At 41.5% G+C, this 16,038-nt stretch carries 13 protein-coding genes and 1 riboswitch; of the genes, 7 read left to right on the forward strand and 6 right to left on the reverse strand.

The features are described 5' to 3' along the window. Nucleotides 1-50: 50 nt before the first annotated feature. The 3 genes from pta to nadC are packed head-to-tail and all read right to left on the reverse strand — an operon-like array spanning nt 51 to nt 4,231. Nucleotides 51-2,150, reverse strand: a complete 2,100-nt coding sequence (gene pta, locus ABFY09_RS04760; RefSeq protein WP_347983153.1) for a phosphate acetyltransferase — start codon at nt 2,148-2,150, stop codon at nt 51-53. Nucleotides 2,151-2,189: 39 nt separating this feature from the next. After that, nucleotides 2,190-3,380 carry an acetate kinase gene (locus tag ABFY09_RS04765; protein ID WP_347983154.1) on the reverse strand — a complete coding sequence of 397 codons (1,191 nt, stop codon included), beginning with the start codon at nt 3,378-3,380 and terminating at the stop codon, nt 2,190-2,192. Next, nucleotides 3,377-4,231, reverse strand: coding sequence for a carboxylating nicotinate-nucleotide diphosphorylase (nadC, locus tag ABFY09_RS04770; protein ID WP_347983155.1), 855 nt, complete (start codon nt 4,229-4,231; stop codon nt 3,377-3,379). The genes ABFY09_RS04765 and nadC overlap by 4 nt, the downstream gene beginning before the upstream one ends. Before the next feature lie 871 nt (nt 4,232-5,102). Here nadC and aceE point away from each other — a divergent pair. Together aceE and aceF are read left to right on the forward strand one after the other, a co-directional pair. Further along, nucleotides 5,103-7,769 carry a pyruvate dehydrogenase (acetyl-transferring), homodimeric type gene (gene aceE / locus ABFY09_RS04775; protein WP_347983156.1) on the forward strand — a complete coding sequence of 889 codons (2,667 nt, stop codon included), beginning with the start codon at nt 5,103-5,105 and terminating at the stop codon, nt 7,767-7,769. A gap of 91 nt (nt 7,770-7,860) precedes the next feature. Continuing rightward, entirely contained in the window at nt 7,861-9,750 is a 1,890-nt protein-coding gene (gene aceF / locus ABFY09_RS04780; RefSeq protein WP_347983157.1) for a dihydrolipoyllysine-residue acetyltransferase, read from the forward strand. Nucleotides 9,751-9,992: 242 nt separating this feature from the next. Here aceF and csrA read toward each other — a convergent pair whose 3' ends face one another. Further along, nucleotides 9,993-10,184, reverse strand: coding sequence for a carbon storage regulator CsrA (gene csrA, locus ABFY09_RS04785; protein ID WP_347983158.1), 192 nt, complete (start codon nt 10,182-10,184; stop codon nt 9,993-9,995). A 143-nt stretch (nt 10,185-10,327) separates the two neighbouring features. After that, the gene (locus ABFY09_RS04790; protein ID WP_347983159.1) at nt 10,328-10,984 is read right to left on the reverse strand and encodes a S24 family peptidase; all 657 of its coding nucleotides are present in this window, start codon (nt 10,982-10,984) and stop codon (nt 10,328-10,330) included. 84 nt (nt 10,985-11,068) lie between these two features. Here ABFY09_RS04790 and ABFY09_RS04795 point away from each other — a divergent pair, with 84 nt between their 5' ends. Together ABFY09_RS04795 and ABFY09_RS04800 are read left to right on the forward strand one after the other, a co-directional pair. After that, complete coding sequence (locus ABFY09_RS04795; protein WP_347983160.1) at nt 11,069-11,266, forward strand: YdaS family helix-turn-helix protein; 198 nt, start codon at nt 11,069-11,071, stop codon at nt 11,264-11,266. A 171-nt stretch (nt 11,267-11,437) separates the two neighbouring features. Then, nucleotides 11,438-11,992 (forward strand): YaeQ family protein, encoded by a 555-nt coding sequence (locus ABFY09_RS04800; protein ID WP_347983161.1) that lies wholly within the window; start codon nt 11,438-11,440, stop codon nt 11,990-11,992. A gap of 35 nt (nt 11,993-12,027) precedes the next feature. On the opposite strand, the gene ABFY09_RS04805 is transcribed toward ABFY09_RS04800, so the two are convergent. Next, nucleotides 12,028-12,771, reverse strand: coding sequence for a dienelactone hydrolase family protein (locus ABFY09_RS04805; RefSeq protein ID WP_347983162.1), 744 nt, complete (start codon nt 12,769-12,771; stop codon nt 12,028-12,030). A gap of 91 nt (nt 12,772-12,862) precedes the next feature. Here ABFY09_RS04805 and ABFY09_RS04810 point away from each other — a divergent pair, with 91 nt between their 5' ends. The 3 genes from ABFY09_RS04810 (at nt 12,863) to thiD (ending at nt 16,029) form a co-directional block, all read left to right on the forward strand. Then, on the forward strand, nt 12,863-13,981 hold the full coding sequence (locus ABFY09_RS04810; protein ID WP_347983163.1) for a DUF3524 domain-containing protein: 1,119 nt from the start codon (nt 12,863-12,865) through the stop codon (nt 13,979-13,981). Nucleotides 13,982-14,039: 58 nt separating this feature from the next. Next, nucleotides 14,040-14,882: an alpha/beta hydrolase gene (locus tag ABFY09_RS04815; protein WP_347983164.1), complete on the forward strand. Its 843-nt coding sequence runs from the start codon at nt 14,040-14,042 to the stop codon at nt 14,880-14,882. 130 nt (nt 14,883-15,012) lie between these two features. Then, a riboswitch (TPP riboswitch) is annotated at nt 15,013-15,120 on the forward strand. A 66-nt stretch (nt 15,121-15,186) separates the two neighbouring features. Then, nucleotides 15,187-16,029, forward strand: coding sequence for a bifunctional hydroxymethylpyrimidine kinase/phosphomethylpyrimidine kinase (gene thiD / locus ABFY09_RS04820; RefSeq protein WP_347983165.1), 843 nt, complete (start codon nt 15,187-15,189; stop codon nt 16,027-16,029). Nucleotides 16,030-16,038: the final 9 nt, after the last annotated feature.

Below are 16,038 nucleotides of genomic sequence, written 5' to 3' on the forward strand. Positions count from 1 at the left end.
GTCCAATACAGGTAAAGAAATTTGCCTGTATTGGACATTGGTTCAGGCACCTATAGGTGTTGAGTCTGTCCAGCTTGAATAGCCGTAATCGCGATTGTATAGACGATATCATCGACTAAAGCGCCACGGGATAAGTCATTTACCGGTTTGCGAATGCCTTGCAACATCGGGCCAATACTAACAACATCAGCGCTTCGCTGTACTGCTTTGTATGTTGTGTTACCAGTATTCAAATCAGGGAAGATGAAAACAGTGGCTTTACCAGCAACTTTACTGTCAGGTGCTTTTTGTTTTGCGACTTTCTCCATGATGGCGGCATCATACTGTAATGGACCGTCAATGAGTAAGTCAGGACGAAGATTTTGCGCAATGGCTGTTGCTTCACGCACTTTATCAACATCGTTACCTGTTCCTGAGCCGCCTGTGCTGTAACTGATCATGGCCACTTTTGGTGCAATGCCAAAAGCAGCAGCAGAGTCGGCACTTTGAATAGCGATTTCAGCTAATTGTTCAGCTGTTGGATCTGGATTGATTGCACAATCACCGTAAACCAATACTTGATCAGGTAGGCACATAAAGAAAACAGAAGAAACCAAACTTGAATCAGGTGACGTTTTGATGAACTGTAGTGCAGGGCGAATGGTGTTTGCCGTTGTGTGAACGGCGCCTGATACTAAGCCATCAACATCACCGACTTGCAGCATCATTGTGCCAAGAACCACATTGTCTTCAAGTTGTTCACGCGCAACAATGTCTGTTAATCCCTTGTTCTTTCTAAGCTCTACCATTGGGGCGACATAACGCTCACGAATGCTATTTGGATCCAGAATTTCAACGCCATGATTCAGTTCTATGCCGTTGTTTTGTGCAATACGTAGAATCTCTGTTTCATTACCTAATAAAGTACAGCGAGCTATGCCTCGCTCAGAACAAATGGAAGCGGCTTGAATGGTTCTAATCTCTTCGCCTTCAGGTAAGATAATGCGTTTATTAAGTGAGCGAGCTAACTCTATTAAGCGATACCGAAATGCTGGAGGAGAGAGTTTTCTTTCCTCTTGATTCATCGCAAATGAGTTGATCCAATCATGATCAATACAGCGAGCAATGTGTTCTTTAACCATGAGGACGCGTTCCTTATCGTCCAAAGGAATTTCTTGGTTGAAAGACTGCATATTAATAACCGTTTCCCAACTGTTTGAATCAACAGATAAAATCGGTAAGCCTTTTGCCATCGCTTTGCCACACAGTGACATTAACTCTTCGCTTGGTTGGTAGCTTCCAGTTAAAACTAATGCAGCAATCTTGATGTCGTTCAAAGCAGCAATAGCTGTTGCCATGATAACGTCTGTTCGGTCACCAGGCGTAAAGACTAATACGCCAGGAGACAATGCTTCTAGCATGTTTTCAACGCCACGGGCACACAATGTATATGACTGTACGCGGCGGGTCTCAATATCCCCAGCATTGATTATGCGAGCGTTTAGGAAATCCGCGACATCTTTAACCCTTGGATAGGTTAATTCTTCAGTGGCTGGTATTTGGCCTAATAGACTGAAATTACGCTTAAAAATACCCCGTTGTGCGAAAAGGTCACCGTATGATTTTACACCGAGTGAACCTGGAGGTGTTTTATTTAAAATACAACCAATAACGTCTGCAGCTTTAATGCCACCATAGGAACCTGCTGCGATTTCAACGTGGTGCTCTAATTCGTTTGCTCGCATATTGTTTGGTGCCGTGACCATCACAAGCCCTGCATCAAGTGTTCTAGCGATGGCTTTGTTTAGTCGGGTTGCATAAGGGTGCCCTGATATTTGCGCTAAACCCTCAACAATAACGGTAGAATCTTCTTCAACGCTGGCTTGGAATCGGCCAACAATTTCTTCCATGAGTTCGTCGATATTATCGTTATAGAGATATCGCTCTGCTTCATGTAAAGAGATAGGTTCTGCTGGCGTTAGTGTTGAGCCTTGAGCAACCATAGCTGTTGATTTATCTGGGCCTTCATCACCTGGTTGAGGCTGGGCAATTGGCTTGAAAAAACTAGCTTTTAAACCTTGCTGTTCTAGTGCACGAACCAATCCAACTGAGACAGAGGTTAAACCAACTCCTGGTCCAGTAGGAACCGTCATAAGTACATTAATTGACATATTTAATCCTAATAAATCCGTTATGTTTAAATGTCGTTACTAAGCTTGAATTAAGTTGATGGTATCGAGCGCAATCATTAACTCTTCATTAGTAGGAATAATCCAAACGTTTGTATCGTTGTGCTTAGCCGTAATGTTAGATGATTCACCGCGAGGCGCTTCTGTATTAAGTGTCGAGTCTATATTGATATTAAGCGCTTTTAGGTGCTGGCAAATAACTTGGCGTAAGTAGCTTGAGTTTTCGCCAATGCCCCCCGTAAAGACTAGGTGATCAATACTGTCTAATGTTGTCGCGACACTAGCAAGGTGTTTTGCTGCCCGTGCAGCGAACATATTTAAAGCAAGTAAGGCTTTCTCGTCACCTTTTCTCATAGCTTCTTCTAATGTTCGACAATCGTTGGATAGCTCAGAAATACCCAATAATCCACTTTCTTTATTGAGAATATCTAAGGCTTCTTGAGCGCTGATATTTTCAGCTTGTCGAATTAAAGAGATTAAGCCAGGGTCTAAGCTGCCAGAGCGAGTGCCCATCATTAGGCCTTCCAAAGGTGTAATCCCCATACTTGTGTCGGATGACTTTCCTTTGTTAATGGCGCACACGCTAGCGCCATTGCCTAAGTGAGCAACTAATACGCCTTGCTCATCACTACCAGGAACTATTGTGGCTAATTGCTGGCTAATATAGCGATAACTTGTACCGTGGAATCCATATTTTCTAAAGTGATGTTCACGATACAGTTGCATAGGGATAGGGTAGAGGTACTGTTCTGGGTCTAGGGTTTGATGGAATGCTGTGTCAAAAATTGCAGTTTGAGGAATGCCTGGAAAAAGCTCAAAGGCAACTTCTATACCTTTTAAATGCGCAGGGTTATGCAATGGAGCAAATTTGGCGCATTTTTCTATGCCATCAATAACATTTTTGTCGATTAAAACTGACTGACTAAAAGTTTCTCCGCCATGGACCACGCGATGCCCAATACCAACTAAAGATGATTCAATTTCAGTGTGAGATTTCAGCCACTCTTTAATTTGTGAAACGGCATTTTTGTGGCTGCCGTCAGCTAATGAAATTTCACTCTTTTGCCCTTTATATTTAAAAGTAATACTACTTCCTGCCGAACCTAATCGATCTGCAATTCCTTCTACAATAGTAGTTTGGCCTGCATTTGCTAAGATGGCAAATTTTAATGAAGAACTTCCACAATTGATTACTAAAATACTATCTTTCATAATTTTTCCTGAGATACTCGCAAAGACAGGTCAATTGCCTGAACGTGCTTGGTTAAGGCGCCAATAGAAACAAAGTCGACACCTGTTTCCGCTACTTTTAAGAGATGCTCTTTTGTCATGTTGCCCGATGCTTCAAATTTAACCTGGCCTTTGAATTTTTGGACTGCGGTTGCCATATCATCATAAGAGAAGTTATCGAGCATAATGATGTTTGCGCCTGCTTTTACTGCTAGGGCGACTTCGTCTAAATTTTCAGTTTCAACTTCTATAATTTTTCCAGGAGCAATATTCTGCGCCATAGATACGGCGTTTGTGATGGAGCCAGCAGCCATAATATGGTTTTCTTTAATAAGAAAAGCGTCGTATAAACCAAAGCGATGGTTTTTTCCCCCGCCGATAGTGACTGCATATTTTTGAGCCTGTCTCATGCCTGGCATGGTTTTTCGAGTGTCTAGAATAGTGAGGTTAGAGTTGGAAACTATTTGGTTGTATTGATGAGTGACTGTCGCAGTGTAAGAAAGTGTTTGCAGAAAATTTAATGCAACTCTTTCGCCTGTGAGTATAGTTCGTGCATGACCTTTTAATGTTAAAAATGGACGGTTTACCTCAATAAGGTCTCCATCTTTATTGTGCCAATCTAAAGATACATTGCCTGTTAGTTGAGAAAACACTTCATTAACCCATGCTTGGCCGCACAAAATGGCTTCTTCGCGAGTAATAATCGTCGCTGTGATTTCTTCATTATCAGGAATTAGCTGGGCGGTAATGTCACCGGAACCTATATCTTCTTCTAATGCAAAAGCAACTTGCGACCGAATATGCTCGAATAGAGGAGCGTTCAAAAGAGTCATGTATTATCCTAAAATGACCAGATCTTAAAGTTGTTATTGTAGCTTGATATGTACAATACGTCAGTGGTGTTTTTTCTATATTTATTGATTTATATACACTTTACGCCATTGTTTATGGCTTTTTTAATCGGATGTTCGATCATCTGACTGACAGATATCGATCTTTCTTGTGATGTCATCGAGTCATATAAATCTAATGTATTATTATACAGAAGCTCGGTTATTCACAATACTTATTGGGTTGATTTTTTTTGTGAATGTTAGTGTCTGCACTCTAATCGAGCTGTTGTGCCGTAGATACCTTGTCAGGTTTTAAGCTGTTTCCGGTCAAAAAAGAAGGCGGAAAAATACTCACTCACCCTTATTCTTAGCTCAGATGGCTAGGCGATTTGTTGATTAGGTGTTAACCTTACGTCCAAATTGGAAGAGCCGTAAATGAAAAAAAGCTCTTAGAAATATAAGAGTATTCAATTTTTGCGGAAGTGGAGAAGGCTAAAGCGCCTTTTTACTTAATCTTTTTTTTAGTTAAAAGTTTTGAATTTTTATGTACTTATAGACACTCTATTTGTGTATAAAAACTTAATCTTAGGCTTGATGAACCAAGCCTAAATAGGAAGCGATCCTACTAGTAAAACTAGTGGTCGATGCAATGGGAAGAATATAAAAATAATAAAAATTACCGTTGGAACAGATAAAACGACACTTTAAATTATAAGTGAAATAGTGTGTCGCTTTATCTTATGTCGGCTGGAGTGCATATAACTTTAGATGCATTTCAATGGGTTCGTTTAAGTAGCCTCCAAGATATTAAATACAAATAATGTTCTTGGTTGGTTAAGTATCTGTTCTAATGGCGGGAGTTATTAATACGATGACTGAGCAGCATATTCTCGAAGACATCGATCCAATTGAAACTAAAGAATGGGTTGATGCGCTTGAGTCTGTCCTTCGTGAAGAAGGTCCTGAACGCGCGCAATATATTTTAAACCGTTTGACTAGTGGAGCTTCACAAGCTGGCACGTCAATACCATCGACAATCACGACACCTTATTGCAATACAATTACTCCTCAAAATGAGAAGAAATTACCTGGTGATGTAGCAATGGAACGGAAAATTCGTTCTATTATTCGCTGGAATGCTTTAGCAATGGTAATGAAGGCAAATCGTGCTGATTCTACATTAGGTGGCCATATCACGAGTTTCTCGTCTGCGGCTACTCTTTATGATGTTGGTTTCAATCATTTTTTCCGTGGTAATGACGGAAAACAAGAAGCTGACATGGTATTTTTCCAAGGTCATATTTCTCCAGGTATCTATGCGCGCTCATATATAGAAGGTCGTTTGACTGATGAGCAAATGGATAACTTCCGTCGAGAAGTAGATGGTAAAGGTCTATCTTCTTATCCGCATCCATGGTTAATGCCTGATTACTGGCAGTTCCCAACCGTTTCTATGGGCCTAGGTCCATTGCAGGCAATTTACCAAGCACACGTTATGAGATATCAACATAACCGTAGCTTAATTGATCAAGGCGACCGTAAAGTATGGGCGTTCTTAGGTGATGGTGAGTGTGATGAGCCGGAATCTTTAGGTGCTATTGCTCTTGCTGGTCGCGAGAAGTTGGACAACTTGATTTTCGTTATCAACTGTAATTTACAGCGTCTTGATGGCCCTGTACGTGGTAACTCGAAGATTGTACAAGAGTTGGAAGGCGTTTTCCGCGGAGCTGGCTGGAACGTTGTGAAGTGTCTATGGGGCCGTCATTGGGATCCATTATTCGAAAAAGACACGAAAGGTCTGCTTGTTAAACGTATGAATGAGGTTTGCGATGGTGAACTTCAGAACTACAAAGCAAACGGCGGCGCTTATACTCGTGAACACTTCTTTGGTAAGTACCCAGAATTGCTAGAGATGGTTAAAGACATGACTGATGAAGAGATCATGAACTTGAACCGTGGTGGACATGATCCTCATAAAGTATATGCAGCATACGCTGAAGCGACATCTCATACAGGTCAACCTACTGTTATCTTGGCTCAAACAGTCAAAGGTTACGGTATGTTTAAAGCGGCTGAAGCACAAAATACTGCCCACCAAACGAAAAAATTGGATGAAGAGTCATTGGCTCAATTCCGTGATAAGTTTGGTATTCCTATTAGTGATGAAGAGCTGAAAGATCTGCCTTATTACAAGCCAGCTGAAGACAGCCCTGAGATGCAATACCTGCGCTCACGTCGTAAAGAGCTAAGTGGTGATTTCCCAACTCGCCGTCGTGATTGTGAGGCGCTTGAAGTACCTTCTTTAGAAGCCTTTAAAGCACAAATTGCAGGCACGAAAGGCCGTGAGATTTCTACGACTATGGCATTTGTGCGTGCACTGAATGTTATGGTTAAAGATAAGAAAATTGGTGAGCGCGTCGTACCAATTCTTGCCGATGAAGCTCGTACTTTCGGTATGGAAGGTATGTTCCGTCAGCTAGGTATTTATAGCTGTGAAGGGCAACGTTACACGCCGCACGATCATACTCAGGTTATGTTCTACAAAGAGTCTCAAGATGGTCAGATTCTGCAAGAAGGTATCAATGAAGCAGGTGCGTTCTCTTCATGGTTGGCACTAGCAACTTCTTACAGCAACAGCAATCTTCCTATGATTCCTGTTTACATCTACTACTCTATGTTTGGTTTCCAACGTATTGGTGACTTAGCATGGGCAGCAGGTGACTCTCAAGCTCGTGGTTTCTTGATCGGTGCGACAGCAGGTCGTACAACTCTGAACGGCGAAGGTCTACAGCATGAAGATGGTCATTCACACATCCTTGCTGGTACGATTCCAAATTGTATTTCTTATGATCCAACATATTCATATGAAGTTGCAGTCATCGTACAAGACGGCTTACGTCGTATGTACCAAGATAAAGAAAGTGTTTTCTATTACTTAACAGTAATGAATGAAAACTATACGCATGAAGATATGCCTGAAGGTGTTGAAGATGGCATTCTTAAAGGTATGTACAAGCTTAAGTCTCATGAGAAGAAAACAAACAAGAAACAAGTTCAATTGCTTGGTTCTGGTGTTATCTTGCGTGAAGTAGAAGCGGCTGCAGAGATTCTGTACAAAGATTATGGCGTAAACTCAGATATCTGGAGTGTTACTTCTTTCAATGAATTGCGTCGTGAAGGTCTTGATGCAAGTCGTTGGAATATGTTGCATCCAGAAGATCAGCCTCGTCAGTCGTATGTTGAATCTTGTCTTGAAGGCAAAGGTCCAGTTATTGCGTCTACTGACCATGTTAAGCTTTTTGCAGATCAGATTCGTCCTTTCGTTAAAGGTACATATAACGTACTAGGTACAGACGGTTTTGGTCGAAGCGATACTCGTGCTCAACTACGTCACTTCTTTGAGGTGAATCGTTACTGGGTTGTTGTGTCTGCTTTAAGTGCATTGGTACAAGACGGTGTAGTTGATGCATCTGTAGTTAGCGAAGCTATCGCTAAGTTTGGTTTGGATCCAAATAAACCAAACCCTGTAACTTGCTAATTACCTAAACAAGCTAGGCATCTGGCCTGAGATTATCTTAGGTCAGATAAGTTTTTAAGTTTGATGCGTCTATACGACAAAGGAGATTTCTGTGAGTACTGAAATCATTAAAGTGCCGGATATTGGCGGTGCGACTGATGTCGAAGTTATCGAAATCAGTGTGAATGTTGGCGACATGGTTGACGCTGACCAATCTATTATTGTTTTAGAAACTGATAAAGCATCTATGGATGTTCCATCTCCTCTAGCCGGAAAAGTGGTTAGTCTTTCGATTAAAGAAGGCGACAAGCTTTCTGAAGGTGATGACATTCTTGTTCTTGAAATTGAAGGTGCTGGATCTCAACCTGAAGCGAAAGCTGACGTAGCGCCTGCTGCACCAGCCGCGGCGGCAAGTGCTCCAGTTTCTAGTGAGCAGCAAGTGAATGTGCCAGATATTGGCGGTTCAACAGATGTTGAAGTTATTGAAGTTTGTGTTGCTGAAGGCGATGTTATTGAAGAGGGTGACTCTTTAATCGTCTTAGAAACAGATAAAGCATCAATGGAAATTCCTGCTCCTGCTTCAGGCAAAGTGGGCACGATTCAAATTAAAGTTGGTGATACTGTTTCTGAAGGCTCAGCTGTCTTAGTGATGATAACGGAATCTTCTGGTGATGTGACACCGGCCGTACAAGCTCCTGCTGCCGAAGCATCTGCACCAGTATCTGGTGGCGTTGAAGCGGTTAATGTGCCTGATATCGGTGGCGCTGAAGGCGTTGACGTTATTGAGGTAGCGGTTGCTGTTGGCGATACCGTTTCAGAAGGCGATTCTATTATCGTTCTTGAAACAGACAAAGCGTCTATGGAAATTCCAGCACCTAAATCAGGTGTTGTTAAATCTCTTTCTATTAAAGAAGGTGATACGGTTTCTGAAGGTGATTTGATTCTTGAGCTTGAAGTGGAGGGCGGTGTATCTGCTCCAGCAGAAGCACCTAAAGCATCTGCTCCAGCAGCGGCACCAAGTGCACCTGTTGCATCAGCTCCAGTTAAAGCGGCCGCACCAGTAGATCAATCTGCTGTGTTGTCTTCACCTTCTAAAAAGGTTCATGCTGGTCCTGCTGTACGTATGTTGGCACGTGAATTAGGTGTTGATCTTTCATTGGTTCGTCCTACTGGACCTCGTGGTCGTATTCTTAAAGAAGACTTGCACGCGTACGTGAAAGCAGCTGTTAAGAAAGCGGAATCTGCTCCAGCTGGTGGTGTTGGTGCTGGATTACCAACGGTTCCAGATCAAGATTTCAGCAAATTTGGTGACATCGAAGTTGTTAAAATGAGTAAGATTCAGCGTTTAACTGCTGAAAACATGGTACGTAATGCACTTGTAGTACCTTCTGTTACTCAGTTTGATAAAGCTGATATTTCTGATCTTGAAAGCTTCCGTAAAGGCTTGAAAGGCGAAATGGAAAAACAAAGTGTGAAATTAACGCCACTTCCATTCCTAATCAAAGCTGTTGCTCAAGCAATGGTTGCGAATCCAAGCTTCAATGTTTCATTGATGGCTGATGGTGAAAGCTATGTGCAGAAGAAATACGTTCACATTGGTATTGCAGTAGATTCTCCTGCAGGCCTTGTTGTTCCAGTATTGCGTGATGCAGATAAGAAGTCTGTTATTCAAATTGCTAAAGAAGCTGGTGAGCTGATCAAGAAAGCACTTGATAAGCAACTTAAACCAGCGGATATGCAAGGTGGTTGTTTTACAATCTCTAGCCTTGGTGCAATCGGTGGTACAGGCTTTACGCCAATCGTTAATTGTCCTGAAGTTGGGATTCTAGGTGTTTCCAAAGCGGATATTGAACCGCGTTGGAATGGCAAAGAATTTGAACCTCGTACAATGTTGCCTCTATGCCTATCTTATGATCATAGAGCAGTGAACGGTGGTGATGCTGGTCGCTTCATGACTTATTTGAATTCATTGTTGAGTGATGTTCGTCGCCTAACACTGTAATTTCAATGTGTTTTAAAAAGCCGCTCCATATGAGCGGCTTTTTTATTGGCTATTGAAAGTAAGCAATTTTACAATCTATCACTGTGGCCTCCCTTGTCTTTAAAGCCAAACAGGAAGACTCTTTTAAATCTGGGTAAATGTCAGGAAGAGGGGAGTTGTAGAACGTGCGGTGCGCGCTTTATTGAGTAGTTAATAGAAAGGCCTGTTGTTTGGCCTCACTATTAATTGGTGACTTAAATGGTTTATTTAGTTGAAGACGATTCCGCTGCTGCATCTTCTTTAATGCGAAGGTAAATTTCTTCACGGTGAACAGCGACACTTTTTGGCGCCCTAATACCTATACGAACCTGATTGCCCTTAACGTCTAGTACTGTAATTTCCGTATCGTCTCCAATATTAATGCTTTCCCCTGTTCTTCGGGTGATGACTAACATAATTCCTATCCTTTGGTTGTTATCGTGTCTAAAAAATACAATTTTAGCTGTATTTTTGTCAACCGAGTTTAATGTATAAGGTCTATTTTGATGCAGTAATATTGCAGCTTAAATAAGCTGAGTAAATAAAACTTTCTAAGCTTTTACACTTTGAAAAGAGCTCGAGCTTCTTTAACAACACCTATAACTTGAATGTCTCTTGTTGCCTCTATCGCATGATAAAGTGGATTTAATGGTTTTAAATACACTCTATCTGCATCTAATGCGAATTTCTTGAAGGTTATCTCATTACTCTGTAGCATTTTCGCGATAATTAAATCACCGTTTTGAGGTGTAAGACTCGGTTCAACAAAAATGAAATAGCCTTCTGGAACACTGAGCCCAGAAGGTGAGGTCATGTGATCACCTACGACTTTTAACCAAAAAGATTTATCGGATTCACTATATTCTGTGTACATCCATTTTGTTTGTTCAGTATCAACATTGAATGTAAGCCAATTCGCAGCTTGACCATGTGTAATGACTGGTCGAGCTTGAATTCGGTTTGCTTGAAGAGGTTTTACTTTCTCGCTCTTGTATTGGGGAATTGACTCTTTGAGTTCAGTATATTCGCCAGACTCCAGCCATTCGACATCACATTCTAATGCTTTTGAAAGAGCGACAATTTTACGAGGATTTTGAGTCTTGCCATCTTCAATCTTTTGAAGAGATTGTTGGCTAATGCCGACAAGGTTTGCTAACTGTGCTTGAGTTAGTCCAAGTTCGATTCTTTTTTCTTTAACGCGATTAGCAATAGTCATTTAATGATAATTACAACTTTTCCTGTATTTGACAAACAATAAAAACTGTCATCAAATACAGTAAAAGTTGTTAGGAGGGGCTGTATGACAGCTATTGCGAAAGCAATTGAAATTATTGGTAGTCAAACGGCACTTGCAAAAATGCTAGGTGTAAAACAAGCGCATGTATGGAATTGGTTACATATACACAAACGTGCGCCAGCTAAGTATATAAGGCGCATATCGCTTGCTACAAAAGGGAAAGTGACAGAAATTGAGTTATTACAAGATCACGAGGTGTAATTATTCAGCTTAACTTATTTTTGATTTAGCTCTACCCCTATCAAATAATTTTCTAGGAATACTTAAAAACAATCTCCATATAAAGCACCTTAAAAAGGTGTTTTGTTGTACAATCCGTCGCGAATTTTATTGTCCTTTTCTTAAATATTATAAGTGTAGTAAGTGACCCCTATGGCGACGAAAGCAACTGTCTATAAAGCATCCGTACAAGTTTCTGATATGGATCGACATCATTATCAAGGATATGACCTGACTCTGGCATTACATCCGTCAGAAACAGAAGAACGTATGATGGTGCGTTTAGCCGCATTTGCTTTACTAGCCGATGAAAAAGAAGGGGATGAGCAACTGAGTTTTACCAAAGGCATTAGCACAGAGGATGAACCAGATTTATGGCAAAAGAACTTCTCTGATGAAGTATTGTTGTGGGTAGAGCTTGGTCAACCAGATGAAAAGCGCCTAAGAAAGGCCTGTGGTCGTGGTCAGCAGGTTGTAGTCGTGAATTACAATGATAAGTCCGATATTTGGTGGGATCAAAATAAAGGCAAAACCAGCCGTTTTAATAATCTACGTATTTTGCAATTCCCTGAGTCTCAAGTGATTGAGCTTTCTAAATTGTGTGCTCGTTCTATGCAGCTCAATGTGACGGTTCAAGACAGTGAAATGTGGATTTCTAGTGAGTTAGGCGAATGTCGGATAACGCCAATTTGGAGAGGAGAGCAGTAAGCTTCCTCTCGCCCAATTGAATCGACAAAAGAGTTTTATGCTCTGTGTAGATTTTTTTGAAATAAAGCAACGGCTTTTGAATAACACTCAAGAGCCAATGCTGGATCGTAACGATCACCTTCATCACGCATAAACGCATGTTGTCCGTTAAACTCATGCCAGCTAAACAAACGTTCCGTACTCAAAAGCTGCTGATAAATCTTTTGTCGACCTTCTGTGGGTACATGAGGGTCTTGTTTCCCCCACACCATGACTAACTCTCCTTGAATCTCATTTGTACGAGTGAAGGAGTCGTTTCCTTCCTGACAAGGAATGGTATTCGAATGAATGTCTGTCGCATACAAACAGAAAGCGGCTTGAATACGAGGGTTTAACGCAGCACGATAAGCCAAGTGCCCACCCAAACACACGCCCATAGAACTAAACTGTCCTGTACAGTAGTCGGCTTTTTCAAAATGCTCGATCATAGCAACAGTATCGCTATCATGAGATTCCAAAGGTTTGGTAAATTTGTCATTGTTGCCTTTGTCTTTACCTTCATCATCGTACGCCAGCACAGTGCCAATGGGGTTTAGTTCATGGAAGACTTCAGGAACAATCACCACAAAACCATGGCCAGCCATCATCATGGCAGAACGAGCAATAGGTGCGGTTTGTTGGAAAATTTCAGAGTAAAAGAAGACACATGGAAAGCGGCCTTCGACTTGCGGACGATAAACCGTGCAACGCATTGTGCCTGTTGGCGTGTTAATATCTTCGTCGTGGTGTTGAATGATCATGGAATTCCTTAAAGAGAAGGTTATTTTTTATCATAATATTCGACCCTTCAAGTTGTGACAAATATTGAATTAAAAAGAAGAGATCCGCAGTATGCGCATTTTATTGCTCAGTGCCTATGAAGCCAGCAGTCATAAAGCTTGGGCTAACACTTTAATGTCTGGCTTAGGTCAGCATGATTGGGACTATTTAGCCTTGCCAGCGCGGCACTTTGCTTGGCGCATACGAGGCAATGCGATGAGCTTTGCCTTTGACTCCAGCTTTAAAGAAACTTTAGAAAAACCATTCGATCTGGTGATCGCTACGTCCATGACAGATTGTGCCGGACTGAAAGCCTTTTGCCCTGATTTACAAAACATTCCTTGGTTGCTGTATTTCCACGAAAACCAGTTTTCTTACCCTAAAAATAGCCAGCAGCAAGGCATTATTGAAATGCAAATGGTGACTTTATACAGTGCATTATCGGCTGATTTGTGTGTATTCAACAGCCAATTTAACCGCCGTTCTTTTTTCCAAGGGGCGCGAGCTTTATTGAAAAAACTTCCTGATTACGTGTCACCAGATTGGTTAGATAAGACAGAAGAGGCATCTGAGGTGTTAGCGGTTCCACTGTCGAATGATATTTTAAAAATGGGCAATAAATGTATTGAAAGTGATGGAAACCATGAAGGAAAACTGAAACTGGTTTGGTCTGCTCGCTGGGAATATGACAAAGGGCCGGAGCGTTTATTAGCCATTTTAGAAGAAATGGAAGCACGTCAGATAGAGTATGATATTGCAATTCTAGGTGAACAATTCCGCTCGATTCCGAAAGAATTTGAACAGATCAAACAGCGTTTCTCTCATCGAATAAGTCAATTCGGTTTTGCTGAATCAAGACAAGATTACCTAGATATTCTAGCGTCTTCCGACATGGTGTTGTCTACCGCATTACATGAATTTCAAGGCTTGTCTGTGTTGGAAGCCGTTGCTTTAGGTTGCATTCCTGTTTTGCCAAATAGGCAGGTCTATCCAGAGCTGTTCGGTGATGCTTTTCTTTATGAAAGTCACTTAGATAATGTGGATGAAGAAGCGCGATCTGTTGTTGATTTGATAGAAAAACATCAGAAAATGACGCCATCATGCGTCGATGTGAGTTCTTTTCAAGAGCAATCGTTACTTGAAAAATACAATGATTTTTTGGGCGAATTAACAAAAAGTACTATCGGCTGAACTTTTGCCCATAAGCTTAATCGAACACCTTTGAAATCGTTTAATTAAAGGAACTCTTATGGCGTTTTTATTCGGTGGCACACGTCAATATGAAATAAAAAAGAATAAGACCATTTTGGCGCGTATCAATCATGATAAAAGTCTGATTACTCACCATCATATTCCATGTGCGGAGCACACTCTCCATTACGTTTCTTCGCCTAATATCAATACTCAAACCCAAGCCAAAAGCACCGTAGTGTTTGTACATGGCACCCCAGGGAGTTGGGCCAGTTTTTCTCGTTATTTTGAAAATAATAACATTACAAACGATTTTTCCATTCATGCCATTGATCGACCGGGCTGGGGCGAATCTGGTTACGATAAAAACCAATTTCCTTATTCCTTGAGTGAGCAGTCACGGCTGATCGGGCCAATGTTAGAAGCCATCTGGAAATCCAATAACCAACACAAAGTGCTTTTGGTTGGACACTCCTTAGGTGGTTCATTAGTGCCAAAATTAGCGGTGGATTATCCTCAATATGTTAAAGGTGTGATTGTGTTAGCAGGGGACTTAGATCCTGAATTATCGGAAGCCCGTTGGTTTAATAAAGCGATGACTTGGCTACCTGAATTTTGTTTTCCGAAAAGCTGGGTCGATTCTAATAAAGAAGTGTTAGCGATTCAGCCAAGCCTTGCCGATTTACAAGTCGAATTCTCAGCACTTTCCATGCCTATTTCTGTTCTACAAGGAAGTCATGATGGTTTAGTGAGACCAGAAAATGCCGCTAAAGCATCGGCGATATTCTCGTCGGCCGAAGTGGAGGTCATTATGTTGGATGGCGCCAGCCATATCATCAATTTAACCCATGTTTCTGAGGTGAAAGACGCCATAACAAATATGTTTAAAAAGTGTTGCTGATAAGTGTTTAAATCATTGTTTTTAAAAAGAAAAATCTAATCGAAAAAGTGATTTTTCTTCTTGTTAAGCTTTTTCGCTAATTTTCAAAGACGGCTTGTAAAGTCAATTTAAGTCTTTTATGCTGTTTGCAAATTGTCCGTCGGGGTGCCTCGTTTTAGTAGGCTGAGAGATGAAATTTCATTAACCCGGTGAACCTGATCCGATTAGTATCGGCGTAGGGAACGGATGCGATGTTATGCAGTCTTCTTATGCATTTTTTCGTGCACTCATTTCCTATGTCGCCTGATAAAACTGGGTGATATACATGTCTCGTCTTTTAGACAAAACCGCGTTAAAAACAACACCAATTGCGTTAACCATTGCTGGCTCTGATAGTTGTGGTGGTGCTGGAATCCAAGCGGATTTAAAAGCTTTTTCAGCCAATGGCGCATATGGCGCAAGCGTTATCACCGCGGTCACAGCGCAAAACACGCAAGCGGTCACCGCCGTTCATCCTATTCCCATTGATGTTGTTACCGCTCAAATTATCGCTGTGCTTGATGATCTAAATGTTCAGTCCATCAAAATCGGTATGTTGTTCTCCAGTGATTTGGTTATTGCAGTGGTGAACGCCTTACGAAATTTCAATGGCTTGGTGGTGTTAGATCCTGTGATGATTGCCAAATCTGGCGATGCACTTTTGCAGGAAGAAGCCGTTCATGCACTGAAATCCGAACTGATTCCACGAGTGGATTTACTCACGCCAAATTACCCAGAAGCCAAAGTCTTATTAGGTTTATCTCCTCAAAGCTCCTTCGATGACAGCCAACTCAGTTCCCTCGCTTTTGACTTACTCAAACTTGGTGCAAAGCATGTTTTGTTGAAAGGCGGGCACGGTGAAAGTGACATCTGTCGTGATGTGTTGGTGGGAGAAAATCTAGAACCAATTACACTTCATGCCCCACGAATCAAAACTCAAAATACCCACGGAACAGGCTGTACTTATTCTTCCAGCATTGCGGCTTGGCTAGCCAAAGGTGCAACGATGACTGAAGCGGTTAAGCAATCTCACACTTACCTGCATCGGGCGATTGAATGCGCAGACCAATTACACATTGGGGCTGGTCATGGGCCAGTGCATCACTTTCATCGTCTGTGGGAAAAATAATATGTGGGA

Origin of the sequence: Marinomonas sp. 5E14-1 (assembly GCF_039939215.1) — a bacterium.
In the GTDB taxonomy this organism is placed as follows: domain Bacteria; phylum Pseudomonadota; class Gammaproteobacteria; order Pseudomonadales; family Marinomonadaceae; genus Marinomonas.